20 protein-coding genes are annotated in these 25,976 nt (G+C 61.2%); 5 read left to right on the forward strand and 15 right to left on the reverse strand.

Annotated elements, in window-relative coordinates:
* Positions 1 to 164: 164 nt before the first annotated feature.
* The 5 genes from AAAT03_RS04215 to AAAT03_RS04235 form a co-directional block, all read right to left on the reverse strand.
* Complete coding sequence (locus AAAT03_RS04215; RefSeq protein WP_349102659.1) at positions 165 to 1,928, reverse strand: lipopolysaccharide core heptose(II) kinase RfaY; 1,764 nt, start codon at positions 1,926 to 1,928, stop codon at positions 165 to 167.
* An 8-nt stretch (positions 1,929 to 1,936) separates the two neighbouring features.
* Positions 1,937 to 2,353 carry a hypothetical protein gene (locus AAAT03_RS04220; protein WP_117583986.1) on the reverse strand — a complete coding sequence of 139 codons (417 nt, stop codon included), beginning with the start codon at positions 2,351 to 2,353 and terminating at the stop codon, positions 1,937 to 1,939.
* 99 nt (positions 2,354 to 2,452) lie between these two features.
* Complete coding sequence (locus AAAT03_RS04225; RefSeq protein ID WP_349102660.1) at positions 2,453 to 3,976, reverse strand: C69 family dipeptidase; 1,524 nt, start codon at positions 3,974 to 3,976, stop codon at positions 2,453 to 2,455.
* Between the two features lie 99 nt (positions 3,977 to 4,075).
* Complete coding sequence (locus tag AAAT03_RS04230; RefSeq protein ID WP_349102661.1) at positions 4,076 to 4,930, reverse strand: tetrahydrofolate dehydrogenase/cyclohydrolase catalytic domain-containing protein; 855 nt, start codon at positions 4,928 to 4,930, stop codon at positions 4,076 to 4,078.
* A 2-nt stretch (positions 4,931 to 4,932) separates the two neighbouring features.
* Positions 4,933 to 5,565, reverse strand: coding sequence for a cyclodeaminase/cyclohydrolase family protein (locus AAAT03_RS04235; protein ID WP_349102662.1), 633 nt, complete (start codon positions 5,563 to 5,565; stop codon positions 4,933 to 4,935).
* Positions 5,566 to 5,941: 376 nt separating this feature from the next.
* Between AAAT03_RS04235 and AAAT03_RS04240 the strand changes: the two genes are divergently transcribed.
* The 3 genes from AAAT03_RS04240 to AAAT03_RS04250 all read left to right on the forward strand — a co-directional run bounded on the left by AAAT03_RS04240 (position 5,942) and on the right by AAAT03_RS04250 (position 10,000).
* Entirely contained in the window at positions 5,942 to 6,544 is a 603-nt protein-coding gene (locus tag AAAT03_RS04240; RefSeq protein ID WP_349102663.1) for a hypothetical protein, read from the forward strand.
* A gap of 242 nt (positions 6,545 to 6,786) precedes the next feature.
* Positions 6,787 to 7,380 carry a hypothetical protein gene (locus AAAT03_RS04245; protein ID WP_161156269.1) on the forward strand — a complete coding sequence of 198 codons (594 nt, stop codon included), beginning with the start codon at positions 6,787 to 6,789 and terminating at the stop codon, positions 7,378 to 7,380.
* Between the two features lie 304 nt (positions 7,381 to 7,684).
* Positions 7,685 to 10,000, forward strand: coding sequence for a phosphatidylinositol-specific phospholipase C (locus AAAT03_RS04250; RefSeq protein ID WP_349102664.1), 2,316 nt, complete (start codon positions 7,685 to 7,687; stop codon positions 9,998 to 10,000).
* 263 nt (positions 10,001 to 10,263) lie between these two features.
* Here the strand turns inward: AAAT03_RS04250 and AAAT03_RS04255 are convergent, their stop codons facing one another.
* Positions 10,264 to 10,533, reverse strand: a complete 270-nt coding sequence (locus AAAT03_RS04255; RefSeq protein WP_253055771.1) for a hypothetical protein — start codon at positions 10,531 to 10,533, stop codon at positions 10,264 to 10,266.
* Between the two features lie 98 nt (positions 10,534 to 10,631).
* On the opposite strand from AAAT03_RS04255, the gene AAAT03_RS04260 reads away from it, so the two are divergent.
* A complete protein-coding gene (locus tag AAAT03_RS04260) occupies positions 10,632 to 11,750 on the forward strand; it encodes a PDDEXK nuclease domain-containing protein (RefSeq protein ID WP_349102665.1) in 1,119 nt (372 codons plus the stop codon).
* A gap of 57 nt (positions 11,751 to 11,807) precedes the next feature.
* Here AAAT03_RS04260 and AAAT03_RS04265 read toward each other — a convergent pair whose 3' ends face one another.
* Positions 11,808 to 13,145 carry a hypothetical protein gene (locus tag AAAT03_RS04265; protein ID WP_161194640.1) on the reverse strand — a complete coding sequence of 446 codons (1,338 nt, stop codon included), beginning with the start codon at positions 13,143 to 13,145 and terminating at the stop codon, positions 11,808 to 11,810.
* A 218-nt stretch (positions 13,146 to 13,363) separates the two neighbouring features.
* Here AAAT03_RS04265 and AAAT03_RS04270 point away from each other — a divergent pair, with 218 nt between their 5' ends.
* Positions 13,364 to 14,545, forward strand: coding sequence for a cation diffusion facilitator family transporter (locus AAAT03_RS04270; protein ID WP_161194641.1), 1,182 nt, complete (start codon positions 13,364 to 13,366; stop codon positions 14,543 to 14,545).
* 12 nt (positions 14,546 to 14,557) lie between these two features.
* Here the strand turns inward: AAAT03_RS04270 and AAAT03_RS04275 are convergent, their stop codons facing one another.
* The 8 genes from AAAT03_RS04275 to AAAT03_RS04310 all read right to left on the reverse strand — a co-directional run bounded on the left by AAAT03_RS04275 (position 14,558) and on the right by AAAT03_RS04310 (position 25,965).
* Positions 14,558 to 15,547, reverse strand: coding sequence for a hypothetical protein (locus tag AAAT03_RS04275; RefSeq protein ID WP_117778468.1), 990 nt, complete (start codon positions 15,545 to 15,547; stop codon positions 14,558 to 14,560).
* A gap of 179 nt (positions 15,548 to 15,726) precedes the next feature.
* Complete coding sequence (locus tag AAAT03_RS04280) at positions 15,727 to 17,394, reverse strand: formate--tetrahydrofolate ligase (RefSeq protein ID WP_117778469.1); 1,668 nt, start codon at positions 17,392 to 17,394, stop codon at positions 15,727 to 15,729.
* Between the two features lie 144 nt (positions 17,395 to 17,538).
* A complete protein-coding gene (ruvB, locus tag AAAT03_RS04285) occupies positions 17,539 to 18,606 on the reverse strand; it encodes a Holliday junction branch migration DNA helicase RuvB (protein ID WP_349102666.1) in 1,068 nt (355 codons plus the stop codon).
* Complete coding sequence (gene ruvA, locus AAAT03_RS04290) at positions 18,606 to 19,226, reverse strand: Holliday junction branch migration protein RuvA (RefSeq protein ID WP_055250934.1); 621 nt, start codon at positions 19,224 to 19,226, stop codon at positions 18,606 to 18,608. Before ruvA ends, ruvB begins: the two co-directional genes overlap by 1 nt.
* Positions 19,226 to 19,747, reverse strand: coding sequence for a crossover junction endodeoxyribonuclease RuvC (ruvC, locus tag AAAT03_RS04295; RefSeq protein ID WP_035137351.1), 522 nt, complete (start codon positions 19,745 to 19,747; stop codon positions 19,226 to 19,228). The genes ruvA and ruvC overlap by 1 nt, the downstream gene beginning before the upstream one ends.
* Before the next feature lie 137 nt (positions 19,748 to 19,884).
* The gene (locus AAAT03_RS04300) at positions 19,885 to 21,870 is read right to left on the reverse strand and encodes a hypothetical protein (protein ID WP_349102667.1); all 1,986 of its coding nucleotides are present in this window, start codon (positions 21,868 to 21,870) and stop codon (positions 19,885 to 19,887) included.
* A gap of 117 nt (positions 21,871 to 21,987) precedes the next feature.
* Complete coding sequence (locus AAAT03_RS04305) at positions 21,988 to 22,350, reverse strand: desulfoferrodoxin family protein (RefSeq protein WP_089572163.1); 363 nt, start codon at positions 22,348 to 22,350, stop codon at positions 21,988 to 21,990.
* 150 nt (positions 22,351 to 22,500) lie between these two features.
* Entirely contained in the window at positions 22,501 to 25,965 is a 3,465-nt protein-coding gene (locus tag AAAT03_RS04310) for an SNF2-related protein (RefSeq protein WP_161194644.1), read from the reverse strand.
* Positions 25,966 to 25,976 lie beyond the last annotated feature (11 nt).

A 25,976-nucleotide genomic window follows, 5' to 3' on the forward strand; every position in this document is an offset into this window, starting at 1 on the left:
CAAACGCGCAGGAAAACCGCGCATTTGTGCGTCTCCGCACCACCATCTAGGCCATCGATTATTACCGTCAGTATGGTATCACGCAAAAGGGCCTCGCACGCAGGCGAAGCCCAAGGGTAAAAGCTATTGTTTGCGATAGGAAAATACGGTGACGGTCGCAGCCTCTAGTGCTTGCCGCCGTGACTGTTGAGCCAGATATTGCGGCCCAGCATAAGTGCCAGCACCAGCGCGCTGACGTAGCCCAAAAAGCCAATGACCGGAATGCCGAACACAACCGGCTCGATGCGCGCGTAGTACACCACCGACGAACCGATAAACAGGCCGGCGATCACAATAGCCATCGACATGCGGTCGATAATCCCACCTAGCTGTCGCAGCGCCTTATCGCTGCTCATGATCTGCGTGTTCACCTTAAGCTGGCCGCGCGTGAGCATACGCGAAGCCAAGCCCAGATACTCGGCTGCCTCGAGCGAGCCTTTTGCCGCACGATAGCTGCTCGCGGCAAGATCGCGTCCCATATCACGTACGCGCGCATAGGTGCTCTTCTCGTTTTTGATGTGCGCCTGGATAATCTGAATCATGTTGACGTTGGGCATATACTCGGTCAGCAAACCCTCGAGCGTCACCATGCCGCGGGCGAACATCGTCACCACGCTCGGCAGCTCAACATCATTCTTACGCGCGAGGTTTAACAGCGAGGTCAAAAACTCGCCGATATCCAAATCCTTCAGGTCAAGGCCCGCAAAGTCAGCCACGATAAAGTCAAGATCGGACAAAAACGCTGAATGATCGAGCTCTGCCGAATCGCCACGCGTCACGGCGAAGCGCATGAGCGAATCCTTGAGCTTTGGCACATCGCCCTCGGCCACGGCGAAAATCATGTCCTTGACGATACCGCGATCGTGACTCGACATGCGTCCGACCATGCCCAAGTCGATAAAGTAGACGATGCCTTCCTTGAGAATAATGTTTCCCGCATGCGGGTCGGCATGGAAAAAGCCGTCATCGAGCACCTGCGTCGAGTAGTCCTCGACGATTGCGGCACCGATCTTTTCCAAGTCATAGCCCTCGGCCACCAAGCGTTCAGGATCGGCGATCGAAATGCCGTCGACGTAGTCCATAACCACCACGTGCTCGGTGCACAGGTCCAGATAGGATTTAGGGCACGTCACGCCATGAACGCTCTTATGGAACTCGTAGAAGTCGTTGAGGTTTTTGGCCTCGGCCAAAAAGTTGGTCTCCTCGCGAAACGAGGTCCACAACTCCTCGACTACGCCGTGCAGGTCAACGAATTGATCGGTGTTGACGAACTTGGAAACGATACGCACCACCGAGCGGATGATATCGATGTCCTGCGCCATAACCTGCTGCGCACCGGGGCGCTGCACCTTGACGGCCACGTCCTCGCCCGTCACCAGACGAGCGCGGTGCACCTGCGCGAGCGATGCGCTACCAAGCGGATTGGGGTCGATCGCATCGAACATCTCTCCCAGGCGCAGGCCGTATTCTTCTTCCAGACAACTGAGTACGACCTCGTACGGCACCGGCTCCACGTCGGACCGCAGACGACGCAGCTCGTCGCAAAAGCGTTGCGGCAGAATCTCGGACCGGTTGGCCAGAATCTGCCCCATCTTGACGAACATGGGGCCGAGTTCCTCGAGCAGACGGCGCAAACGAACCGGCGTGAGGTTGTCCCACACGCGGTACTTTTTGACCAGGCGAACAATCTGCCCGATGCGCTCGCGGCGACCCGCCGGCGTGAGCTGGTATTCCTCGTCCGGCGCCATCGCGTCGGGCTCCTCGGGGACCATATCGACAGCGCGCGGCTTCTTGCGAGCGCCCGAGACGGCGGCATCGACCTCATCGACAACCGCCGCCTCGTCACCCAAGGGATCTAGATTGTTGTAATCGGTGGTGGAATCTGCCATCTGCGCTGCTACTCGGCCTCTTCGGTATCCTTCGCATCGTCGGGCTCAACGGACTCGACGGGCACCGAGGTCACGTTGTCCTCGACCGAATCGACGATGTCGCGCACATGGGCCAGGAAGGCCGTACGCTCGGGCGCGGTCATAACGCGGACGCGAGCCAGAATGAGCTCGTCGAGCACGCGTTGGGCCGCGGTCTCGCCCTGCATGCCCAGACGCTCGGTCAGATCGGAGATGGTACCGCCGGCCTGCTCGAACATGTCGGACACGCTGCGGGCGATATCGGGGGTGGCGGTGTCCTTGCGGACCTGCTCGCCTTTGGTGTTAAGGTCGTCGAGGACCTTCTTGCCGCCTTCGACAGCAACGGCGGCAGCGCCAAAGCCCACGTTGATGGCACCGTTAACAAGCTGATCGAGTTTCATAACCATGGTTGTCTCCAATCACAAACAACTGCATTGGCGTTCTTGTACCCAAGATTGAGTGAAAGCGACAAAGCGTTTTAGCGCTATTCGATCGACGGGAAATCCCTATCTCACGTTGTCGTTCATCGCGAAAGAGTTCTTCATGGCGCAGCTCGTGGTGTAGAGCACCTTGCCCAACAGGGCATCGGTCTCCACGCGCACGAGCTCGGCAAACTCCTCGTTGGCGCGTGCAAGCTCGGCAGGCACCTCGGCCTCGGGCAGAACGGCTACGGCAGCGTCGACGTCATGGATCTGCTTGTGGCCCATGCCGCCGACCTTCTCCTGATAATCCTCGACTGCGCGGCCGCACTCATGGAAGCGGACGTCGGCCAGCGCGCCGATCAGGCGGTTGGCCCAGTAGAAGTTTTCGGACGTCACGCGAGCCTGCGTGTCGGCAAAGTGCTCGGGCATGGTCTCGACGTTGGCGTACAGCGGAACCAGCGCGTTAAACGAGTTGGAGCCAAAGGCCATCCACTGCACGGCGCGGTAGGCCGGATGCGCATAGGGGCGCAGCTGCAGCACAGCGAGCTGGCTGTTGCGGTTGATGCCGATGGGGCGATAGGCGCCACGTGTGGCGGGCGTGCCCTTGCTGCCGTAGCAGTCGTACTCCGTGCCCTGGTAGTGGCTCGAGAGTACGTACTTGATGTCCTCGATGGTCACCTTACGCTCGGGCACGCGGCTCCAGGGGATGTCATCGCTCTCGGGCGTGTAGTCGGCGTCGGGGCCGTCCCACACATCGCTGGGGTTAAGGCAGCGCTGCATGTACCACGCGCGCGGCGTGTTGTAGACATGGTCGCTGTCGCTGTGCGAGCCAAAGGCCTCGCGCGGGTTAAAGACCGTCGCCGGGCCGTCGCCATCGACGCCCAGCGTCAGGTCCAGATGCCACTCGGCCATCCAGGCACGCAGGTCGGCGGAGCACATGTGGTCGGCCTGGGCGCCCTCGGCGTCATCCAGGTCAAAGCTGTCGATACCCAGTTGGTTGGGCATGGTCACATAGGCGTCGTCGGGCACGCGCTTGGCGATCCAGTGGTGGCCGCCGATGGTCTCGAGCCACCAGATCTCGTCCACGTCGCTAAAGGCGATGCCGTTGTTCTCGTAGGTACCGTAGCGCTCGAGCAGGTCGCCCAGGATACGAACGCCGTCGCGGGCGGACTTGGCGTAGGGCAGGACCAGGGTCACCATATCCTCCTCACCCAGGCCACCAGGCTGCGCCGGCACATAGCCGTCCTCACCCTCGTTGCCCTTGGCGGGCACGTAGTCCACAAGCGGGTCGGCACCGCGGACGCGCTCGTTGGTGGTGAGCGTCTCGGTTGCGGACATGCCCACATTGAGCTCGTTGAAACCGGCCTCGGCCCAGATGCCGTGGCCCGGAACAACATCGGGGACGCTCGTGTAACGCATGGGGTTATCGGGCAGCTCAACGGTCAGGTGGCTCAGGACGCTCGTGTAGACGCGCGGCTGCTCGTCGGGATGCACCACGCGCATGCGCTTGGGCTCAAACACCCCGTTGGACGAGTCCTCGTTACGCGCGACCAGGGTCGACCCGTCGTAGCTCGCGTTCTTACCGACCAAAATCGTTGTGCACGGCATGCGCATCCTCCTTGAGCGAAGAAATCAAACGATAACAGTGTATCGCTTCGGCGCAGAAAGGGCGAAACCACGGCCTCGGCAGCCCTTGTGGTCAAAAACCTATTTCGATGCGCGCTCGGCCGCTTCGATCACGTGTTTGGCGAGGATCGCCGTCGTCACAGCGCCCACGCCGCCCGGCACGGGCGTGATGGCGTTAACGACCGGCTCCGCAGCATCAGAATCGACGTCACCCACCAGCTTGCCAGCGGCCTCGTCCCAATTAATGCCAACATCGATGATCGTCTGGCCCTCGCGAACCGCATCCACGCCAATCGTACGTGCGCGCCCAACGGCCGCAACCACAATATCAGCCGCACGGCACTCGGCAGCAAGGTCGTGCGTATGCGTATGGCACGTCGTCACAGTCGCATTGCGCGCCGTAAGCATGGCGGCAACAGGACGCCCGATAACCAGCGACCGACCGACAACCGCGACCTTGGCCCCATCCAGCTCAACGCCGTAATGATCCAGCAAAGCAAGCACGGCTTCGGCTGTGCAGGGGGCAAAACCCTCGCCGCGCCCCGAAAGCGTGGTGAGCAGCGAAGCCGGCGTCATGGAGTCAACGTCCTTGGCAGGATCGAGTGCCGCGGCAACCGCGTCCTCGTCAAGGCCGGCGGGCAGCGGGCGGAACATCAGGCAGCCATGAACAGACGAATCGGTATTAATGTCCTCGATGGCCGCCAACAGCTCGTCCTGCGAAACATCGGCAGAAAGCAAAACGCGACGAGCCTCAATCCCCACTTTTTCGCAGCGCTTGAGCGCACCGCGCTCGTAGGATAGGTCGTCCTCGCGTTCACCCACACGCACGATAGCCAACGTCGGAACAACGCCGCGCTCGCGCAGGACTGCGCAGCGAGCAGCAAGTTCCTCAGTCAAAGCGCGAGCAACGGGAGCACCCTTCAGCAGTTCAGCCATGACTATCCCCTCTTCCTTGCAGCGTCGGCGGCGCGGCGCGCCAGCGCATCGGCGCGCGGCAACCACGTGTCGAGCAACTCATCACACGCCGTCTCGAGTTCCTCAGCACGAGCGCGATCCTTCATAGACGTGGTGTTGGCAAAGAGCGTCAAGCTCGCGCCCTGCATAGCGGAACGGCAGAACACGGCGCCGCATGCCACGTCGGACAGCAACTGGCGCGAACCCTTGTCGGCCATGTCCTCGAGCAGCGCCAGCGCGCGCCCGCAGGCATCCATGATCCGGTACGGCGGCATGGCCGCCACGCGCAACGCGTCCTGAATCGCCGCGGGTCGAGCCGGGTCCTCGCGCGGAATACCGTATGCCGCAGACACCTGGCCGTATGCACGAACATCCTCGGCAACCAGACCCACTAGTTCCTGCGCCAACTCGTCTGCCTGGGCAAATGCACGCGTCAGATCGTCCGCCCGATCGCTAAGCGCGGGATTGGTCGCCCCGTAGCGTGCGACCATCCCACAAAGCGAGGCACCCAGCGCGCCCACAAAGGCACTCGCGCTACCGCCGCCGGGAACCGGCTCGCGCGCGGCCAGCGCCTCGGCAAACCCACGGCAGGTCTTGTCCATCATCTCTTGGCTCATACGTATGCACCTTCAAGTCATATAGATCGGTCGGGCGGCAACCGCCGACCAACCGCATCAAACACGTAATGATGCTAAGTCTAGCCCATAAGCACATGAGCGTCAGCACACCTGGCCATCGCGGATTTCTATGACGAACGATAGGCGTCGACGCCGCAAACATGGGACACATGGCCCACCTTTCGAGACTCCCGGACGTCAAAAACTGGGGCATATCTATAAGTAAGGAACCCGTTGGGGCACGGCCACTCAACGGCCGCAAACCACGAACGGAGGTATCGCCGCACCGTACGCAAAGACATCCGCCGCAAACGGAAACAACGCCCTGACGCCCCGCGGCACCGCGATGTCACCAAGAGACAAGGAGGACGCCACCATGAAGAAAAAGACCCTATCGATCCTTTCCCTTTGCATCGCCCTCTTTGCCGCGCTCGCCCTCGTGGGCTGCGGCGGGAACGCATCGGGCGGAGGCAGCAGCGCCGCCAAGGGCGAGAGCAAGGAAAAGGCCCCCGTCGCCAAGAAGACCGACTTTATCTGGTTTAAGGTCGAGATGCCCGAGGGCGTTGGCGTAAGCGACTCGGCAGGCAAGAACGCCGACAGGGTCCAGCTCACCTTCCCCGAAGACGAGAACGCCTCGGCCGATCGGTTTATCCCCGTTTGGAAAAAAGCGCTGACTGCCGAGGAATCCCACGCCGACCAGGCGGAAAAGAAGGGGGATACGTTCCAGTGGAAGGATGGCGGGTCCGTCGAGTATAACGGCAGGACGTGGCTCGTCGGAACGTACGAGGACAACAGTGGCATCACAACCCTCCTCTTTACCGACGTTGAGCCGGGAAGCATCTATGTCCTTATCTCGAACTTCGACCTGCACAAGAAAGAAGCCGAGGCGCTCCTCAACTCCATCGAATTCCCCGATGACATGGCAGAGGCAGTTTCCGAGGCGCGCGAAGTCGAGATTTCGAGCATCGAGCTCAAGTAACGGGACACCCGCACGCGCCTACGCGCACCTGCGCACATGCGCCCCATTAAAGCAACGGGCACCCAACCCCGGGGAGGGCCGACAGCATCGGCCCTCCCCTCTTTTGGACCCGCGCATATTGCCACTTGTCGGCGCAATTCCAGCCCTCAGAATGGGACACATGGCCCACCCGAAGGAGCCGCTCGCGCGTACAGTAAAGACAGGTAATCCATGGGCGGTTACAGACCGAGGAGGACACGACCATGAAAAAGAAGGCCTTTGCGATTCTCACCCTCTGCATGAGTCTTTTTGCCGCAGTTGCCCTGGTGGGTTGCGGTGGAAGCGGTGGCGCTGCCGGCAGTGGCGGTGGCGGCGGAGCAGAAAAGCCAGCCGTGGATATGAGGACCGACTTCATTTGGTTTAAGGTCGAGGTGCCCGAGGGCGTCGAAATCACGGACGTCGCAGGCGACACCGCCGATAGGGCCCAGTTTAAGTTCACCGAGAGCGAGCACGCCAGCGATCGCTTCATCCCTGTCTTCGACTCCGACAAGAACGCCGACGAGCTGTTCGACTACGAGGCCAAATGGAAGGCCAACTTTGAGTGGACCGAGAATGATCCCGTCAAGTACAACGGCAAGACTTGGCGCAACGCTTCCTATACACACTCGGGCGGCGTAACGACTGAGTACTTCACCGAAGCAGGCGGCGGCAGCGTTTACGTGAGCATCGACAATGTCGAGGAGCACAAGGACGCCGTCGAGACCATGATGAAGTCTCTGGAGTTTGCCGATGACATTGCCAAGGCCAAGACCGAGGCCATGGACGTCAAGCTCGACGATATCGAGATCAAGCGCTAAGCGACTGGCGAGCGCAACGGGAAACACGGTCGCAGTGCAAACAAGCGACGGTACCCCAGCGCTTCGTACCCAGGGAGGGCCGGTAAACCGACCCTCCTTTTCTTATGCCGATAGCCGGCGAACGCGAGGGTGCCGGGCGGCAAAACCACCCCCAGCGCGGTAGCAGCACAAATAGACAAGCGCCCCAACACGTCCGCCCACCGATTTATTGCGCCGCGCAGACAATTAAACCAGCATCTTTAAACATCTGGGCAGTATAGTGACCAAAACTATCGCATAACCGCACTCTGCGAATGGAGAAGTTATGACCGAACACCATGCCATCAGCCGCCGAGCGTTTACGCTGGGCCTAGGGCTTGCGGCGTTGTCACCACTTGCAAGCCTGCCCGAAACCGCAGCGCCGGGCATTCCCCTGCGCGCGGCATTTGCAGAAGACGCACCCACACCGGCGGCCACCCTCGACAAGTTCGTCATTCGCCTTCGCCCCGCGGGCTATTTTCGCACCGCGAGCGTCAACCAAGACGGCAACGTACGCGGCAACGTCTGCCACCTGTTTAACGACGGCACGTCCAGCAAGCTCATCCTTGAGAACGTAACGACCAAGAATGACGATACAAACTGGTATGCTATCCGCACCTTGCTCAATTTCGAAGAGCATAAAAAGACGGGCTACAGCATTTGGTCGGTCGACGACGACTCTGACAAAGATGGAAAGGTCATCCACGTATGGGGCGGCGAGTATGACAACAAGCCCAGCCGCGCTTTTGCGTTCGAGCGTCAATCAAACGGAACCTATATCATCCGAGACCGCACGGTCGAGAAAGAAACCGAGAAAAAAGACATTAAGTACCTGGCAATAGAATCGAACGGCGAAGACCAGGACAACAATAAGATCTGCCATAAGAGTAAGAGCATTCCGTGGGAGCTCGAACTTATCGGTTACGACATGAAAAAGAACGATGCCACGGTTAGCAGCCTCGACTGGATCACGTACAGCAGCTACGTCGATGGGCCATGTTGGATGAAATACGTCGACGACAACAAGTTCCTCGACGAGCTGAGCATCCCGGGTACGCACGATTCGGGCACCTGCAGCGTGGACAACGACACTGAGCCCCAATCCTCGCAAGTAAAATGCCAGCAGGATTACATTCCCACGCAGTTGCTCGAAGGCATTCGCTATTTTGATATCCGGCTCGGAAAGGGCGACGACCCCGGTATCGACCACGGGGATTACTACCTGCTCAAAAAAGACGCGTACTTTATGCATCTTTCCGATGTCATAGGCTACTTCAAAACGTTTTTGAACGAAAACCCGACAGAAGCGCTCATCATGCTTGTATCACGAGGCAACGACGAGGCTACCGACGAAAGTGTTACGACGGCTTTCGCCAAGGTTTTGGACGACAACCCCAAACTGTTCTATACGTCGAGCCGAATCCCCACGCTACACGAGGTGCGCGGAAAGATCGTCCTGCTGCGTCGATTTAAACTCGCCGGCGACAGCGTAGACGGCCACACGTGGGGCCTCGACCTCACTGAATGGGACGACAAAATCAAGGCGCATTCCGGAAAGTCCATGCGCCTCGTCCAAGACGCGCGAGGCTTTGAGGCTGCGGGCAATGCGGGTGCCAAAGAGCCCTATTGCACCAAGGTATATGCCCAAGACCATTACGACTGCACGGGATCCAGTAAGATCGACTGGGTCGATATGGCCCTGAATGCAGCGCCCGATCTCAAGCGCAGTCCCGTAGATATCACTGCCGAGGACGGGACAACGGCGCAGGTGACGGAGCGCTGCTGGTTTATCAACTACACGAGCTGCACGCAATACAACCCATTTACCGCAGCGCGAGTGGTCGACGAGCACCTGTACAAGAGCTCGTATATAAACAATAGCGGAGTTGAGAGCACAAAGGCGGACTGCCGCAAGCACATTGGCATCATTGCGTCCGACTTTGTTGATGCGGCACTGGCCCGAAGCATCTACCAGCGCAATTACGATACGCAGCACAAGCAGACGGCTTCGTGCTACCTCCCAGCCCGCATGCACATGACATATGGCGACTCGCTGAGCGACGCCTCGCTCCAGGACGGCAAGACCGTTGGCGAGGGTCATTTCCGCCTCGTCGACAGCAGCAACGTACTCAACGTGGCGGCTTCGGGAAGCGCTTTTGCCATCGAATACGTTGATGTCGATGCCTTGGGCAATGAGACCGTTATAGGGCTGCAGGGATCCGTGCCCATCGATATCGATCCGCGCGTGCTGACGCCTCATTTTGAGGGACTCGAAGGCCTTAAGGCCGGCGAGGACGTGCGCGCCAAGGTCACGGCGCCGCTCGACGGCAAGCTCGAAAACGATGCCTGCACGGCCCAACTCGAGTTTATGCACGATGCAAACGGTGCTCCAGGAACGGTGATGGGGTGCTCCAGGAACGGTGATGGCCGAGGGCGAGGCATTTGCCGCGGGGACGTATTGGGTGCGTGCGAAAGACCTGTTGGGCGACGCGGCACAGAACTACATGCTCGCCAGCAATGGAGCCGTAAGCTTTACCGTAGCGGCCTCGGGCAGTACAGGCGGCACCGGCAGCGGCACGGGTTCCAACGCAGACGGCGCTGATAAGAATGGTAAGGGCAACAAGGGTAAGGGCTCGGGCGGAAAACTCGCCGACACGGGCGACGGCTCTGGCATCGCCGCCGGGCTCGCCGCTGCCGCCATGGCGACAACGGTCGCTGGCGCGGCGATGCTTGCCAGTGACCGCGAAAACGCTGGGGACGATAGCGAATAGGCAAGCCGGCCTTTTAGACACATCGACTCAATCGGGGGCGCAGGATACCGTTCTGTGCCCCCGATTTTTACCTTGGCCCAAACGCCGCCATAGGCTACATCACCATGTTCAGCGCGTTAACAAACTCCTGGGCCTTCGCACGACTGCTCAGGCTAAAAACACAAGCAGTCAACAGCCTGTTACGCAGAAAAACATCGCGGCCTTTGATTCTATTGACGCCCGTGATGTCCTTAAGATAGACAATTTCGGTGTGCTTGCCACCAAAAGCGCCCTTCTTGAGCACCTCGATACGGTTGGGGTAGATCTTGACGTCTTTAAACCTACCCGAGCCCTTGTCCTGAAACAGCAAGGTGTTGTTGTCCATGCATGTCACTCCCATGGGGTTCGCGAAAGCTGTCTCTATTGCCAAATTTTAGTCACCGCAAGGCCCCCATGCGAAGTTGCCAGACAGCGCAGCGATTCGTGTCCGTACGAGTCTTTAAACTAAATGCAATAAAGATGCGTCCTCAAGAGGAAAGTCGGGCGATATTGATGAGTGAACTGGCAAACCGCGGGGAATCGGCAATCGTGCCAGAAGTTTTTTACAAGCAGGTTTCCTCGATTTTCAACGCCGCTCGCGACAAGGCCTATACCGCCGTTAACTTTGCGATGGTTGAGGCATATTGGGAGATCGGCAAGAGTATTGTTGATGAACAGGGCGGAGAGGAGCGCGCAGCATATGGAGAGGCATTGATTGCGGGCCTCTCCAGAAGGCTTACCGCGGATTTCGGAAGAGGCTTTGGCATCGCAAACCTTCGCAATATGCGTCAGTTCTTTCTTGCGTTTCCAATTCGCGACGCACTGCGTAGCGAATTGAGCTGGACTCATTACCGCAGGTTGATGCGCATTCCCGACCCTGATGCTCGCGCCTGGTACATGAACGAATGCGCCAATTCTCGCTGGAGCACGCGCCAGATCGAGCGCCAGATCAACACCATGTTCCGAGAGCGCCTACTTGCCAGCAAGGACAAGGAGGCCGTCACCCAGGAAATCCAAAAGCGCGCCCCGGCTCGTCGCCCCGAGGATATCATCCGCGACCCATATGTGCTGGAGTTTTTAGGTTTCTCGGACGATACTGCGTTTCGCGAGAGCGATCTAGAGCAGGCGCTCATCACGCATCTTCAGAAGTTCCTGCTGGAGCTTGGCCGTGGCTTCGCTTTCGAGGCGCGCCAAAAGCGCATCACCTTTGATGGACGCCATTTCTATATTGACCTTGTTTTTTACAACTATCTGATGCGCTGCTTCGTGCTCATCGACCTTAAGACGGACGATCTTACGCATCAGGACCTGGGCCAGATGCAAATGTATGTGAACTACTACACGCGCGAGCTCATGAACGAAGGCGACAATCCGCCCATAGGCATCGTGCTCTGCGCGGACAAAAGCGATTCGATCGTCGAGTACACGCTGCCCGAAGACAACGACCAAGTGTTTGCCGCCAAATACCTGCCGTATCTTCCAAGCAAGGAAGAGCTGGCGCGCGAGCTGAGTGCCGAGTACCGCGCCATCAACGAAGCGACCAATGGCGAAACGCAAGTGTAGCAGCACGTTGCGACCGAAACGCCCGCACGCCTGTGAGCCGTCCCGCGCTGCGCTTCCCTACTTCCCAAAGATCGCAGCGAGCAAGCCCTTGCGTTTGGGCTTCTCCTCTCGGTAAGAACCCTCGGCGACCGCTGCAACCTGATGCTGCTGCTCGCCGCCTCCACGGCGCACGATCTGGTACAGAAACGGCGATTTAACGTATTTGACCTCGATGGGCGCGGCATGCACGGTACTTTCGCCGGACAGATGCAGGCTCGGGTTGAGCGGTGCGACAATGTGCGTTTCGCGCTTATCGCTAAACACCACCGCTGCCGCACGACCCGTCTGGCCGTTTACGGCAATGCGCACCTGCTCGCCATCGCGGCCATCCGTTGCCGGACGGTCGACAAAGTAGACCGGCACCATAACTAGGCCGTCCTTGTGCTTGCGGGCCTTACAAGCCCACGTGCGGATACTCTTTTTATTGAGCCCCAGTACAGCCTCAGCGTCGTTGCCCGCAACGTCGAGCGCCAACTTATCAATGACCACCTGGTCCTTGGTAGACGCATCGACGGAGACGACGCGGAAATCGCCTTCCTGCATGGCGGGATCGAACGGACCGACCTTGGCAAAGTCCCACGGCTCCAAAATGCCCATGAGGCGAATGTCCAGGTAGTTTGCCCGCGGATACGCCCAGTCGAGCACCTCGTAGTACACCAGGGTTTCCTTGCTCAGGCCCTTGCCCGGGAAGGACGCCATCATGCGCAAATCCGCGAGCGCCATGGGGAAGTAGAAGAGCATCATGTCGTTTTGGATCGCATCTTCTACATCGTGCCCGGCAAAGGCGTCGGGGTACTGACGCACCAGCTGCAGTGCGTTGGCACGCGCCTGCTGCGGCGAGATTTCGCATGGAATACCCTGCTCCGGCACATACTCCGCACCCACGCCCAAGGTCAGGCGCTTGCTAAACGTACCGGGCTTGAGCAGGTCGGCAATGCCGATCTTGTTGCCGCAGGACGGGCACTCAAACACACGCTGCGTTGACTCGCCCTCAAAGGACGCTCCGCAGAAGGGGCAGGGAATGCTCACATGCGTGGCCTCTTGGAACTCCTGCGCCGTGCCGCAATCCTCCCACAGCAGATGTTCCAGGACCGACTGATTGCGCCAGTGCGAATTGAAGAAATACCAGTCCGGGTCCTCCGGGCGCTCGAGTTGCGACACATGCGTGAGCTTGAGCAGTCCATCCACCACCGTCAACGGCGTATGGCGAATGCCCAAAGCGCTCTTGGGCTCTCCGGCGTCCGCCTGCCACGGAATGACCGCGCCGCAATAGGCGCACTCAAAGCTGCGCTTAGCCTGGTGCGAGTACATAGGGCCGCCGCAGTTTTGACATTTAATGGCAAACATCTCGTCCATGGAAACGTCCTCCTTTGCACAGGGGCTATCGACGTTAAGTATGTCGAGCAAACAGGCACATGCCCATACCCATGTGGCCCAAAATGGACCACCCAGGCAGACGAGAAGGCTCGCTCGTTAGCACCGGCAGACCATTACTGCATTTTCTGAGCATCGGTGCACAGCGCCTCCGCGCGAGCTACACTATCCCCTTAAACATGATTGTGAGGACGACCGCTATGCTATTTGTAAATCGGCTGGTACATACGCTTGTTCCCGGCAGCGAGGGCGAGCCGGTCGATACCTCCTGCCGCACCAACGCGGGCTTCGCCGCAAGCCTCATCTGCATTGGCCTCAACATCACTCTGTGCCTGGCCAAGGGCATCGCGGGCCTGCTCGCCGGCTCTGTCTCGCTCATCGCCGACGCCTTCAACAACCTCTCCGACGCCTCGAGCAACATCGTGAGCCTGCTCGGGTTCCGCCTTGCCAGCCGCCCGGCAGACGAAGGCCACCCCTATGGCCACGGTCGCTACGAGTACCTAGCCGGTCTGTTCGTCGCCGTCCTGGTTTGCGCCGTCGGCATCAACCTGATCCTCGAGTCGGTCACTAAGATCATCAAGCCCTCCCCCACCGCCTACACGCTGGTCTCCCTAGCCGCTCTCGTCTTGTCCATGCTCGTCAAATTCTGGATGGCCGCATTCAACCGTGCGCTGGGCAACCGTATCGATTCCGAAACACTCATCGCCACAGCACAGGACTCCAAAAACGACGTCATCACCTCGGGATCGGTCCTGGCCGCAGCGCTTATTTCGCAGACGACCGGCTTTGACCTCGACGGCTGGGCGGGCCTGGGCGTGGGCGTCTTCATCTGCATCAGTGGCATGGGCCTGGTGCGCGACGCCATCAGCCCGTTGCTGGGGCAAGCGCCCGACCCCAAGCTCGTCCAGGCAATCCGCGACAAGATCATGTCCTATCCGCAGGTCTTGGGCACACACGACCTGATGGTGCACGACTACGGCCCCGGTCGTCAGTTTGCCAGCGCCCACGTGGAGATGCCCGGCGAGGGCGACGCATTTGAGCACCACGAGATCCTGGACACCATCGAGCACGACATCAAGCGCCAGATGGGCATTGGCATCACGCTGCACTGCGACCCCATCGCGACAACCGGCGATGATCTGCGCGGCTGGGTCAAGCGCGGCGTCATGCAGATCGATCCCGCGCTCTCCATCCACGACCTGCACGAGCACGACGGGTTCGTTTCGTTTGACCTGGTGCGCCCCGACGGCTTTGACATATCCGACGAGGAGCTGCTGGAGCTCGTCACGCGCATCGTGCACGAGCGCCGGCCCAACGTCTCATGCGTCGTTACGTTTGACTCGGGCTTTAGTTCGCCCGACCGTCCAGCAGAGCAGCTGTAGCCCGCTTAACAGCTAGTTTCCCTGCGCGCCCGAGATGCCGTTTTGCAGTGCGTTCCAGGCATCCGTCGCCATGTCGCCCAAGTTCTGCGCGGTGTCGCCCAGGTTTTGTGCCGTATCGCCCAGCTCTTGCGCCTTGTCTCCCAACTCCTGTGCCTTGTTGCTCAAGTCCTCCAGCGTATTGGAGCTCGAGCTGTCGGTACCGCTTTGGCCGCCGGACGAGTTGCCCGAGCTGTTCTTGTGCGTGAGTTGAATTTCGAGGTTGCCGTTGTCGTTATAGTAGGCAGAAGTAACGACCCAGTTGGCATCGATGACGGGCGTTGAGCCATCATCAGTCAGGACCACGGCATTCGAAAGATCGGCGCCGCGCGACTTGAGAAGCTTTTTGGCGTTGGACCAGTACTGCCCCGGGATATCGCTCAGATCGACGGTGCTAGACGAGGCGGACTCGGTTTGCTCGGCAGTGGTATCGGCCGTTGAACTCCCTCGCTTGTTGAGCATGCCCGACACGATGGCAAACACAACCGACAGCGCAAAGAAGATCGCCAGCACGATGAGGATCTTCTTGATCACGCTCGACGAACGCGACGGCTTCTTCTCCTCGTCCTCGCCATATTGCGGAATCGACTTGGGGTACTCGCGATACGGCTCGCGCGACTCGTAGCGAGGCTGCGCCGTGCGAGGCATATACGTCGTCTGCTGAGGCTGCGGAATGGGATTCTGCGGCAGGTCATCATAGGGATTCGGTGTCGAAGCGGCATAAGAATCCTGCGACGCATAATCAAACGGGTCCGGAGCTGCGTTGCCATAGGGGCCTTGCGAAGATGCAGCGCAAGAATCCTGCGCCGTGTCGCCATAGCCCATAACCCGGGTGGGCTCGGCAGAAGGCTGCGTCGCGGCGGGGTCGGTATATCCGGGGTTGGGAACAACGCGGGTCGCATCGGCGCTATCGCCAGCCTGCGCGGAACCGTAGCCGCCCATCACGGTTGTCTTGTCCTGATCCATGCAACGATTCCTTTCCGTCGCGCGTGAGCATCAAATTATCCATGCATTCTACCCGCGCAAAAGCCTATGATGGGCAGAGCCCGTCGGTATCTACAAGACATGCGCGGGCCTAAGGATAAAAAAGCCCCGCCGGGCCTTGTGGGCACGGCGGGGCGGACAAGCAGCTATGGGCAGCAGGCTTAGAACAGGCCGGTGATGTTGCCGTCGTTGTCGACGTCGATGTTCTCGGCCGCAGGGACCTTGGGCAGGCCCGGCATGGTCAGAACACTGCCAGTCAGTGCGACCACAAAGTGGGCACCGGCGGAAACCTTGAGCTCGCGCACCGTGATGCGGAAGTTCTCGGGAGCGCCCAGGGCCTTGGCGTTGTCGCTAAAGCTGTACTGCGTCTTGGCCACGCACACCGGCAGGTTGCCAAAGCCGTTCTCGCGCAGCTCGGCGAGCTGGCGCTTGGCGGCCGGCGTAAAGTCAACACCGTCGGCGCGGTAGACCTTGGTGGCAATGGCCTCAAGAGCGTCGGCCACATCGGCGCCGTCCTCATAGGCAAACTTGAGCTCGCTCGGCTGCTCAATCAGACGCATGACCTCATCGGCAAGCTCGAGCGCGCCCTCGCCGCCCTTGGCCCAGACCTCGGAAAGCTTAACGTTGACGCCGAGCTTCTGGCACTCGGACTCGATGAGCGCAAGCTCGGCCTCGGTGTCCGTCGGGAAGCGGTTGATGGCGACCACGCAGGGAAGACCATAAACGTTCTGGATGTTGTCGACGTGACGCAGCAGGTTGGGCATGCCGGCCTTGAGTGCCTCGAGGTTCTCCTCGTTGAGGTCGGCCTTGGCGACGCCACCGTTGTACTTCAGCGCACGAGCGGTCGCGACGACCACGACGGCGCTGGGGCGAACGCCCGTCATACGGCACTTGATGTCGAGGAACTTCTCGGCACCCAGATCGGCACCGAAGCCGGCCTCGGTAATGGCAACATCGCCAAAGCGCATCGCCATACGCGTGGCCATGATAGAGTTGCAGCCGTGGGCGATGTTGGCGAAGGGGCCGCCGTGGACAAACGCGGGCGTGCCCTCGAGCGTTTGCACCAGGTTGGGCTTGAGCGCGTCCTTAAGCAACGCGGCCATGGCACCCTGGGCCTTAAGGTCGCGGGCACGGACGGGCTCGCCGGCAAAGCTGTAGCCGACGACGATCTCGCCCAGGCGCTCCTTGAGGTCGCTGATGCTCGTAGACAGGCACAGGATTGCCATGACCTCGGAGGCGACGGTGATATCGAAGCCGTCCTCGCGCGGCACGCCCTGGGCCTTACCGCCAATACCGTCGATGACGTGGCGCAGCTGACGGTCGTTCATATCGACGACGCGCTTCCAAGTGATGCGTTTAACGTCGATGCCAAGCTGGTTGCCCTGCTGGATGTGGTTATCAAGCATGGCGGCCAGCAGGTTGTTGGCAGCACCGATGGCATGGAAGTCGCCGGTAAAGTGCAGGTTGATATCCTCCATGGGGATCACCTGAGCCCAGCCGCCGCCGGCAGCACCGCCCTTAACACCAAAGACGGGGCCGAGCGAAGGCTCGCGCAGGGCCACGGCACTCTTGACGCCGCGACGACGCAGGCCATCGGCCAGACCGATGGTCGTGGTGGTCTTGCCCTCGCCCGCAGGCGTTGGGTTGATAGCGGTCACGAGGACGAGCTTGGCCTGGTGATCGGTCGGCTCGTTGAGCAGTGAATAGTCGACCTTAGCCTTGTCGAAGCCGTACGGAATAAGGTGCTTAACGTCGACGCCGGCGTTCTTGGCCACCTCGGTAATAGGCAGCGGCGTGACAGAACGTGCGATTTCGATGTCAGTAGGCATGGGCGGTCCTTTCGTTACCGAATGAGAAAAAGACCAATTCAGCATAGCACGGGCGCGCAATAGTAAAACGCCCATAACCGATGAACGGCGATATGTTTACCCGATGCCCGGCGATAGCCCAACAGCCCGCCAAAACAAAGCGCCCTAAACGGTAGGTTCAATCCCCAGGTGCTCAAAGGTGCGCAGGGTTGCCTGACGGCCCTGCGGCGTACGAATCATCAACCCGCACTGCAGCAAATAGGGCTCATAGACATCCTCGAGCGTGCCCGGGTCCTCGCCCACCGCGCTGGCAAGGGTCGTAAGTCCCACGGCACGACCGGAGAACGTCTTGGCAAGCGTCTCCAAGATACGAATATCCATCCAGTCCAGGCCGAGCTCGTCGATCTCGAAGAACTCGAGCGCCTGGCGACAGATATCGAGCTCGATGGGACCGTTGCCGCGCACCTGTGCGTAATCGCGCACGCGCTTGAGCAGGCGGTTGGCAAGACGCGGCGTGCCGCGCGAACGCGAGCCGATCTCAAGTGCACTGGGATGGTCGATCGCCACGCCCAGAATAGTTGCCGAGCGCGTCACAATCTGCGCGAGCTCTTCGACCGTGTAGTAATCCAGGCGATATGAAATGCCAAAGCGGTCGCGCAACGGGCCGGTCAACATGCCTGAGCGGGTCGTTGCTGCTACCAGCGTAAACTTGGGGATATCCAGGCGAATCGAGCGCGCCGCCGGACCCTTGCCAATCACGATATCGAGGGCAAAGTCCTCCATCGCGGGGTACAGGACTTCCTCGACCGAACGGTTGAGGCGGTGGATCTCGTCGATAAACAGCACATCACCCGGCTGCAAGTTGGTAAGGATGGCCGCCAGGTCGCCCGTACGCGCGATGGCCGGGCCACTCGTCGTTTTTATCTGAGCGCCCAACTCGTTGGCGATTACGGTGGCCAGCGTGGTCTTGCCCAGGCCCGGAGGACCCGAGAAGATCACGTGGTCGAGCGTCTCCCCACGGCTCTGCGCCGCTTCGATCAACACGCGCAGGCTCTGCTTGATATGCTCCTGGCCGCAGTAATCGTCCAGGCGCTGGGGGCGCAAAGTGCGATCGACATCGAGGTCCTCGGCCGTCAGCTCCGAGCCCACCATGCGCTCGCCGTGCGCCATGGATGCCGCCGGCGAGTTGCCGGGCGTCGCCCACAGGTCCCGAGAGTCATCGGCTTCCCACATCACGCATCCATTCCGAGTCGCTTAAGCGCCGCGCCGAGCAAATCCTCGACACGCATATCCTGCCCATCATACCCGCTCAGAGCGACATCGGTCTCCTGCGGGCTAAAGCCCATGGAAAGGAGTGCCGCACGGGCGTCATCGATCGCCGAAGGAGCGGCGGCGGGCACGGGCATCGCAACCTGACCGGGGATCGCATCGACCGGCACAAAGCCCTTGTCCTTGGCAAAGGTGCTCTTGAGCTCCAAGATGAGGCGCTGGGCGGTCTTTTTGCCCACGCCGGGCACCTTGGCCATGCCCTTGTCGTCCTCGGCCATCACCAGGGAATACAGCTGTCCCACGGTATAGGTGGAAAGTACGGCGAGCGCCAAGCGCGGGCCAACGCCCGAGACGGACACAAGCCGGTCGAACATCGTGCGCTCATCCTTAGAGGAAAAACCGAAAAGTGTCATAGCGTCCTCGCGCACCTGCATACGGGTATAGAGGCGCACCTCACCGCCGGGCGTAGGCAGCGTGGCCGCAGTGCCGCCAGAAATGCCGAGTTCAAAGCCAACGCCCGACACGTCGACGACAGCAGAGCTCATCGTGGCCTCGACAAGCGTTCCGTGGAGCTGGGAAATCATCAGTATCCGGTTCCTCTCTGTTGATAGAACTCGCCACCGGTGAGGGCGCGGGTGCGGCTGAGGTTTACGTGGCAGATGGCGCAAGCCAGGGCATCGGCGGCATGGTCGGGATGAGGGTCGTGGTCGAGCTGCGTGAGCGTGCGCACCATGTAGGCGACCTGCCGCTTGTCCGCGGCGCCGGTACCCACCACAGCCTGCTTGATCTGCATAGGCGTGTACTCGCCGATCTCGAGCGCGCACTCCGAAAGCGCCACGAGCGCGGCACCGCGGGCATGTGCCGTGGGGATTGCCGAGCGGACATTAGCGCCAAAGTAGATGCTCTCGATAGCAGCAGTATCGGGTCGATAACGCTCCACGACGCCCTTGAGGTCGCGGGCGATATGCGACAGGCGCACCGCGAGCGGACTACCCGCGCTGGTCTCGATACAACCGTAGGCACGGCAGCGAACCTCGCCGCGCCGCTCCTCGATAATCCCCCAACCCGTATGGGCCAAACCGGGGTCGATACCCAAAATGACCAAGCCAACCTCCCCTCGTCACAAGTACAGCACAAGGCAAGGCCCTGAGCATCATTCACGAACGTCTGTTCTAGAATAACACAACGGGGCCAAGATGCTTAGTTGAAGTGTCGGGGTTGGAAGCGAATCCTATCCCATAGTTAGTTTTGAGAGAAAAAGGGAAACTGCCTCGGATCCACCGGCGGATGCGGCATCGGGCCACCCTGGGGCCCACCCTGCGGGCCACCCTGGCCGCCCATCATCTTATCGATGGCGTCCTGGACCTCGCCCTCAAACTTCTTCATACCCTCGTGCAGGCGGCGCTGGCCGTCCTCGGAGCGCAGCTCCTCCATCTGCTCGGGCGAAATACCCAGTAGCTCGCCCAGCACGCCCATCATCTCGTTTCGCACGCGCTCGCTCGTATCCTCGTCAGCAAAACGGCGCACCTCGGCGCGCGCCAGCGAATCGACCGTCATACGCTCCTTGCCGTTAAGCCCCAGGTCGGACCACGCGAGCATGTACGGCCAGGCGCGCTCGACAAACGAACGGGCTGAGACGATCGACGCCGTCGGCAGCATGCGGCGGGCGGCCTCGCCCTGACGCACGAGCATCAGCAGCAGCGAGCAGGCCTCAGGCTTGCCAGCGGCCATCGGGATGTCGTCGAAAGATCGATTGCGGTCCACGTGCGCCTCGAGCGCGCCATCGACCTCACCCGGCTCAAGCCCGCCGAGCAGCTGTGCCGCGCGGTCGAGCATATCGACCGGACCGTCGAGCGTCGAGAGCGCCTGCGCCAGCACTCGCTCCATACAATCTTCCACCGCGTTGAGCGTCACGAGCTCTTGGGGCACCACGGCAGACGTGCGGTTGCGCACACGCGCCACAAACTCAAGCGTCGACAGGTACACATCGCCAAAGGGCGCGTAATCGCCCTGGTAGCCGCCGCAAAGCGCCGGCGCCGCCAGCGCGTACTCGGTTTTGGACAGCGGGCTCAGCGCCATCGCACCCAGCTCGAGCGCCGTGTCCTCCAGCATGAGGCCCAGCGTGCGCGAGCGCAGACGCTCGGCATCGCCCGCCGACACGTCGCGATCGAGCACACGCGCCGCATCCGGTGCATCGCGCTCGACGGTGCGAATGTGCAGACGCTCGGCGATGGCGCGGACGGCGGCACAGCGGGCAGCCTCGGCCTCTTCCTGCGCCGGCGTAAAGATACGGTTGCGCCCCAGCACCAGGCCAATCACATTACGCGGGCCCAGAGCGTCGACGGTCAGCGCCGCCAGCAGGGACGACGGCAAGTCGCCCTCGAGCGCCACCACAGCACGCGACGCACCGTGGGCTCGGGCGTTGTCGCGCACGGCGAGCACCAGCGCCTGCCACAGCCACTCCTCGGAACGGAACTCGGGCAGTTCGTGATCTTCCAGGGCATCGAGCATCACGCCGCGCTGAATCTCCTGAACCAGCAGGCTCTCCTCAAAACACGGCGCCTGGGCCACCACGCGACCGCAGTCGTCGAGCACAAACGAACCGCCGGTATACACCGACTCGTCATAGGCACCGACCGGCGCCATGCAGGCAAACCACACGCTGCGCTTGGATGCGATCTTGCGGTAGGCGCCGCTGCGTACGGCGGCAATGGCAGCAGTCTCGCGGTCGGTCATGTCAAACGCGTTGAATTGGAAATACGCAATGAGGTCAACACCGGTCGGCAACATCTCGAGTTCGCGGTCCAAGTCAAAAATCACGGCAATGCGCACGCCGTCCACGTCGAACACCGGCGGCGCCCAACGCGTGTCGTTGTTCTCGCCACGCTGCAGGGCAATGCTCGAACGCGCCGGCACCACATGACCGTCCTTGAGCATCATGTAGTCGAGCAGCGGCTGGCCCTCAAACGAAACCGCCGCGGGCACGATGCAGATCATGTCAAGCTCCTGGATACGCTCGGCGACACCAGTCAAGCCAGCAAGCATGTCGTGCTCAAAGTCGGCAGTGCCCACCAGGCCCCCGGGCATGGCGCCCATAAAGAGCGGAGCCGGAACGCACAGCACGCGCGCCCCGCGCTCGTGGGCCAGACGAGCCTGGTCCTCCATGCGGCCGCAAATGCCCTCAATATCACCCAGGCGCATATCGATCTGTGCAAGCGCGAGCTTCATGGCTCAGCCCTTTCCGTCGTAAACCATCGTTGTCGTAGTAAAAGCGCCGGCCGCATGATGCAGTCGGCGCTCGCATGTGCATATGCTAGCTATGATACCCCGAGCGGGGGCGCGCTCCTAGAATGTCGCGGACCACAGCCCGTGCAGGTTGCAGTAGGCATAGACGGTACCGGTCTTGGAACCGCCGGCAAAAAACGTCGCGGGCTTCATGCCGGGCTCAAGGTAATGGACCTCTAAGCGGCCCTCGGCCTCAAGGGCGATCCACTCAATATAGTGCTCGGGCAGGCTGGGGTGCTCGACCGAGCCAACGCGTGCGCGAATCACGTGACCGTCGCGCTCGGTCTCGACAACAGGCACGTGCTTCTCGTGCGCCGCGTCCTCAGTGTTTGCGGTCAGTTCCGTGCAACCGGCAGGGGTTGCAACGTCGTTGCCAAGGGCGGCAATGAGCTTACCGTCGGGGTCCTTAAAGAATTTCGCCATGATGTTCTCCTTTGCTGACGTGCCAATGTTCTTGATGGTTCTTATGCCCAAAGGCAGACAAACCATCCACGGCATTGCAAATGAACACATAACGGGCGGGGACGATGGGGCAGCGTGCGCTATCCGCCCTGGCGGCCCCACCCGAGCGGGTTAGCGCCCGTCGCCGCCCAGCAGCGCCAGAACATCTTCGCGGGTAAACAGCGCCGACGAGATGCCGTCGCCGCCGAGCACGCTGTTGACCAGGTCGCGCTTGGACTCCTGCATCTGCATAATGCGCTCCTCGATCGTGTCCTTGGCGATGAGCTTGTACACGGTCACGGTATGTTGCTGGCCAATACGGTGCGCGCGGTCGGTCGCCTGGTCCTGCGCTGCCACGTTCCACCACGGGTCGTAGTGGATGACCACGTCGGCCGCCGTCAGGTTAAGGCCCACGCCGCCCGCCTTGAGCGAAATCAAAAAGACCGGAACCTCGCCCGCTTGGAACTGCGCGACCATCTTGGCGCGGCTCTCCTTAGACGAAGCGCCCGTGAGCTTAAGGAAGGCGATGTCCTCCTTGGCCAAGCGCTTACCGATGATATCGAGCATACCCGTAAACTGGCTGAACAACAGGATGCGATGCCCGCCGTCGAGTGCGCCGTGCACGAGCTCCATACACGTATCGAGCTTGGCGCTCCCCGCCTTGTAATCCTCGTAGTGTAGACGCGGGTCGCAGCAGATCTGGCGCAGCTTGGTGAGCTCGGCGAGCACCTTGAGCTTGTCCTTCTTAAACTCCCCAGCCTCGCGGTGCTGCACCTGCTGGGCGATGCGGTCCTGGTTGGCCAGGTAGAGCTTGCGCTGCTCGCCGGTAAGCTGCGCCATGACGGTGTCTTCGATCTTCTCGGGCAGGTCGGCCACCACGTCTTCCTTAACACGGCGCAGCACAAACGGCGACACGAGCGCCTGCAGGCGAGCGGCGCTGTCGCCCTCGGCGTGCTCGACCGGGCTTTCGAAGCGCTTGGCAAACGACTCGCGCGTCCCCAAAAGGCCCGGCATCAAAAAGTCGAAGATGCTCCAGAGCTCGGACAGGCGGTTTTCGATGGGCGTGCCCGTCAGGGCAAAGCGCACGCCGGCAGGCAGGCGCTTGGCGGCGCGCGCCACCTGCGTGAGCGGATTTTTAATGTACTGTGCCTCATCGAGCACCACGCGGGCAAAATCCCGCTCGACGTACTCGTCGATATCGCGCCGCATAAGGTCATACGACGTCACGACCACGCTATGCTCGGCCACGCCGGCGATCTGCACGCGGCGTTGAGCCTTGGCGCCCACAATGGCGCACACATCGAGCGACGGGGCAAAGCGCTCCAGCTCGGCAGTCCAGTTGTACACGAGTGAGGCCGGGCATACCACGAGCGTGGGCTTGGTGTCCCCCGCCTCCACGCGCGCCAGAATATGCGCAATCATCTGGAGCGTTTTGCCCAGGCCCATGTCGTCGGCCAAGATGCCGCCAAGGCCCAGGTGTTCGAGCGAGCCGAGCCACTGGTATCCGTCGACCTGGTAGCCGCGCATCGTTGCCTTGAGCGATGCCGGCACCGTAAAGTCCATCTTGCCGAGCGTGTCCAGGCGCTCGACGGTACGGCGGAACGCAGCGTCGCGATCGGCCTCGAGCGCCGGCGTGCGTGCGAGCATGCTGTCGACGAACAGGGTGCTCGACGCGGGAAGCGACACGCCGTCGAGCAGGTCGACGGCATCGACACCCAGGTCCTCGGCAAGGCCAAACGCGGCGCGCGCCCCCTCGTCCAGGCGAATGATGTCGCCGGACGTAAGGCGCGCAAACGTTTGATGGCGCTTGTACGAATCGAGATAGACGGCAAGGTCCGCGGCCGAAAGCCCGCTCGCGCCCAGCTCGACATCGAGCAGATTGCTCTTAACGGTCGCACGAACCGAGAGCTTGGGCGCGGGGCGGACCGAGATCTGGCGCAGACGGTCGCTGAGCATGATCTCACCCAGTTCGGACAGGGCAGACAGGCCCTCGGTCAGCAGGCAGAACAAGCGGGCGTCATCGCGCTCCTCAAACGCCAGGCCGCGCTCGTAGAAATCGAAGTACAGGGCCGCCGTATCCATAACGCGAAACTCCGCCACCTCGTCGCGGGGCGGCACACCGGGGCGCTGCTCTTCGAAGGGGCTGCCCGGAGCGCCCAGGCTAAAGAGATCCGCCGACCAATCGCCGTAGGTAACCGTAATTTTGCAGGTCACGAGCCCATCGTCGACGCCGATCGCCATAGCAAAGCTCGGCTCGGGTGCCACGGTATCGAGCGCGGCGGGCGCGGTGAGGTCGGTGTAGTCGCGCAAAATGGGCAGCGCCATACGGCAGAACTCACCCACCTGCTCGGCGGCAATATGGGCGGGCGTGCGGCACGGCAGCAAGCGCGACAAAAAAGGTGCGGCATGCTGAGCAAATGCAGCGTCGGTACGGCGCGCGCGGCGCGTGTCAACCAAGTAGGCGGCATCGCCCGACGCAAAGCAGTACATATCGGCGGGCAGGCGCAGGTCATAGCTACCACCAGCCGCCGGCGCGATTTTGGCGGCAAGCAGCGGTGGGCGCTTAGCGGATGCCTCGTCCTCCCCTTGCGGAGACAGCTCAACCGCCACGTCGTAGGTGCGATGCGTCGTCATCCCCCGCGACCAGGCGGGCTCAAAGGAGATGGTCTGGCCGCGCAGCAGGTCCAGCACATATACGATGCTATGCTCGGACAGCGGCAACTGACGCTCGGCAACAAAACCACTGCGGGCAAAGTCGTACGACGCCGAACGCGAGCTTGTGATGTCATCGAGATAGGCAACTGTCGTCACAACAAGGTTGAGCAGCTTTGCCGATGTTTCGTCAAAGGCCTCAGGTGAATGGACAAACGTGAGCTTCTTGCCATAGGAGAACGTGCCGCCGCGCACGTAGGCATCGGCCATGCCGTCGATGTCCTTGACCACGTAGGAGACCGATCCACAGCGAATGCGGAACTCGAGCGCCCAGCTAAAGCGGTCAGCGAACAGCGGATTGTAGTACGGCACCAACGAGGGCTCCAACGCCGCTTTGGGGGCGTCGGGATCAACGGCACCGGCAAGCTTGCGGCGCATGCTCGCCAGCTCATCCATGCGCGCGTCCGAAAGATCGGAAAGCGCCGCCACAAGGCTCGGGCTCGTGGGGACGGGCGCCGGGAAGGGAAAGTTGGGGTTGACGGCCGGCGCGGCGGACGCGGTGCGCGCGGGCTGTTTCGGCTGCGCCGTAAACGTGCGGACCGGCGTGCGCAAACCTTCGACGGGCTCGGCGCCGCTGGCATCCAAATACGCCAGAGCCGTGGCAATAGCGTGCTTGCACATACCGGGGTAACGATAGGCGGCGGGGCAATCGCAGTCGTAGTCGATCACCTCGTGCTCGTCCATGTCGAGCGCCACGTGCGTCTTGTACAGGTCGCCGCGCGAGCCGCGCACCGACCCCTCAATCGTCACGTTTTTGGAGAAGCGCGAGCCGCTGTCCTCAATCGACAGCACGGCACCGTTGAGCATGAGCGAACGCCCCTTCATAAAGGTGCCGCTCAACGCCGCCTCTTTGCGAAGCGCCTGCACAAACGTCCCCTGCGCCATCACTTCCTCCA

The sequence above is a fragment of the Collinsella sp. CLA-AA-H167 genome (genome assembly GCF_040095305.1).
In the GTDB taxonomy this organism is placed as follows: Bacteria; Actinomycetota; Coriobacteriia; order Coriobacteriales; family Coriobacteriaceae; genus Collinsella.

Bases quoted from the DNA above. Each gene is read 5' to 3' on its own strand.
- AAAT03_RS04220 (WP_117583986.1), bottom strand. From the start codon at position 2,353: ATGGTTATGAAACTCGATCAGCTTGTTAACGGTGCCATCAACGTGGGC.
- AAAT03_RS04250 (WP_349102664.1), top strand. From the start codon at position 7,685: ATGACCGAACACCATGCCATCAGCCGCCGAGCGTTTACGCTGGGCCTA.
- AAAT03_RS04255 (WP_253055771.1), bottom strand. From the start codon at position 10,533: ATGGACAACAACACCTTGCTGTTTCAGGACAAGGGCTCGGGTAGGTTT.
- AAAT03_RS04310 (WP_161194644.1), bottom strand. From the start codon at position 25,965: ATGGCGCAGGGGACGTTTGTGCAGGCGCTTCGCAAAGAGGCGGCGTTG.
- AAAT03_RS04300 (WP_349102667.1), bottom strand. From the start codon at position 21,870: ATGAAGCTCGCGCTTGCACAGATCGATATGCGCCTGGGTGATATTGAG.
- AAAT03_RS04275 (WP_117778468.1), bottom strand. From the start codon at position 15,547: ATGGATCAGGACAAGACAACCGTGATGGGCGGCTACGGTTCCGCGCAG.
- AAAT03_RS04305 (WP_089572163.1), bottom strand. From the start codon at position 22,350: ATGGCGAAATTCTTTAAGGACCCCGACGGTAAGCTCATTGCCGCCCTT.
- AAAT03_RS04240 (WP_349102663.1), top strand. From the start codon at position 5,942: ATGAAGAAAAAGACCCTATCGATCCTTTCCCTTTGCATCGCCCTCTTT.
- AAAT03_RS04245 (WP_161156269.1), top strand. From the start codon at position 6,787: ATGAAAAAGAAGGCCTTTGCGATTCTCACCCTCTGCATGAGTCTTTTT.
- AAAT03_RS04215 (WP_349102659.1), bottom strand. From the start codon at position 1,928: ATGGCAGATTCCACCACCGATTACAACAATCTAGATCCCTTGGGTGAC.
- ruvA (WP_055250934.1), bottom strand. From the start codon at position 19,226: ATGATTTCCCAGCTCCACGGAACGCTTGTCGAGGCCACGATGAGCTCT.
- ruvB (WP_349102666.1), bottom strand. From the start codon at position 18,606: ATGTGGGAAGCCGATGACTCTCGGGACCTGTGGGCGACGCCCGGCAAC.
- AAAT03_RS04230 (WP_349102661.1), bottom strand. From the start codon at position 4,930: ATGGCTGAACTGCTGAAGGGTGCTCCCGTTGCTCGCGCTTTGACTGAG.
- AAAT03_RS04225 (WP_349102660.1), bottom strand. From the start codon at position 3,976: ATGCCGTGCACAACGATTTTGGTCGGTAAGAACGCGAGCTACGACGGG.
- AAAT03_RS04265 (WP_161194640.1), bottom strand. From the start codon at position 13,145: ATGGACGAGATGTTTGCCATTAAATGTCAAAACTGCGGCGGCCCTATG.
- AAAT03_RS04280 (WP_117778469.1), bottom strand. From the start codon at position 17,394: ATGCCTACTGACATCGAAATCGCACGTTCTGTCACGCCGCTGCCTATT.
- AAAT03_RS04235 (WP_349102662.1), bottom strand. From the start codon at position 5,565: ATGAGCCAAGAGATGATGGACAAGACCTGCCGTGGGTTTGCCGAGGCG.
- AAAT03_RS04270 (WP_161194641.1), top strand. From the start codon at position 13,364: ATGCTATTTGTAAATCGGCTGGTACATACGCTTGTTCCCGGCAGCGAG.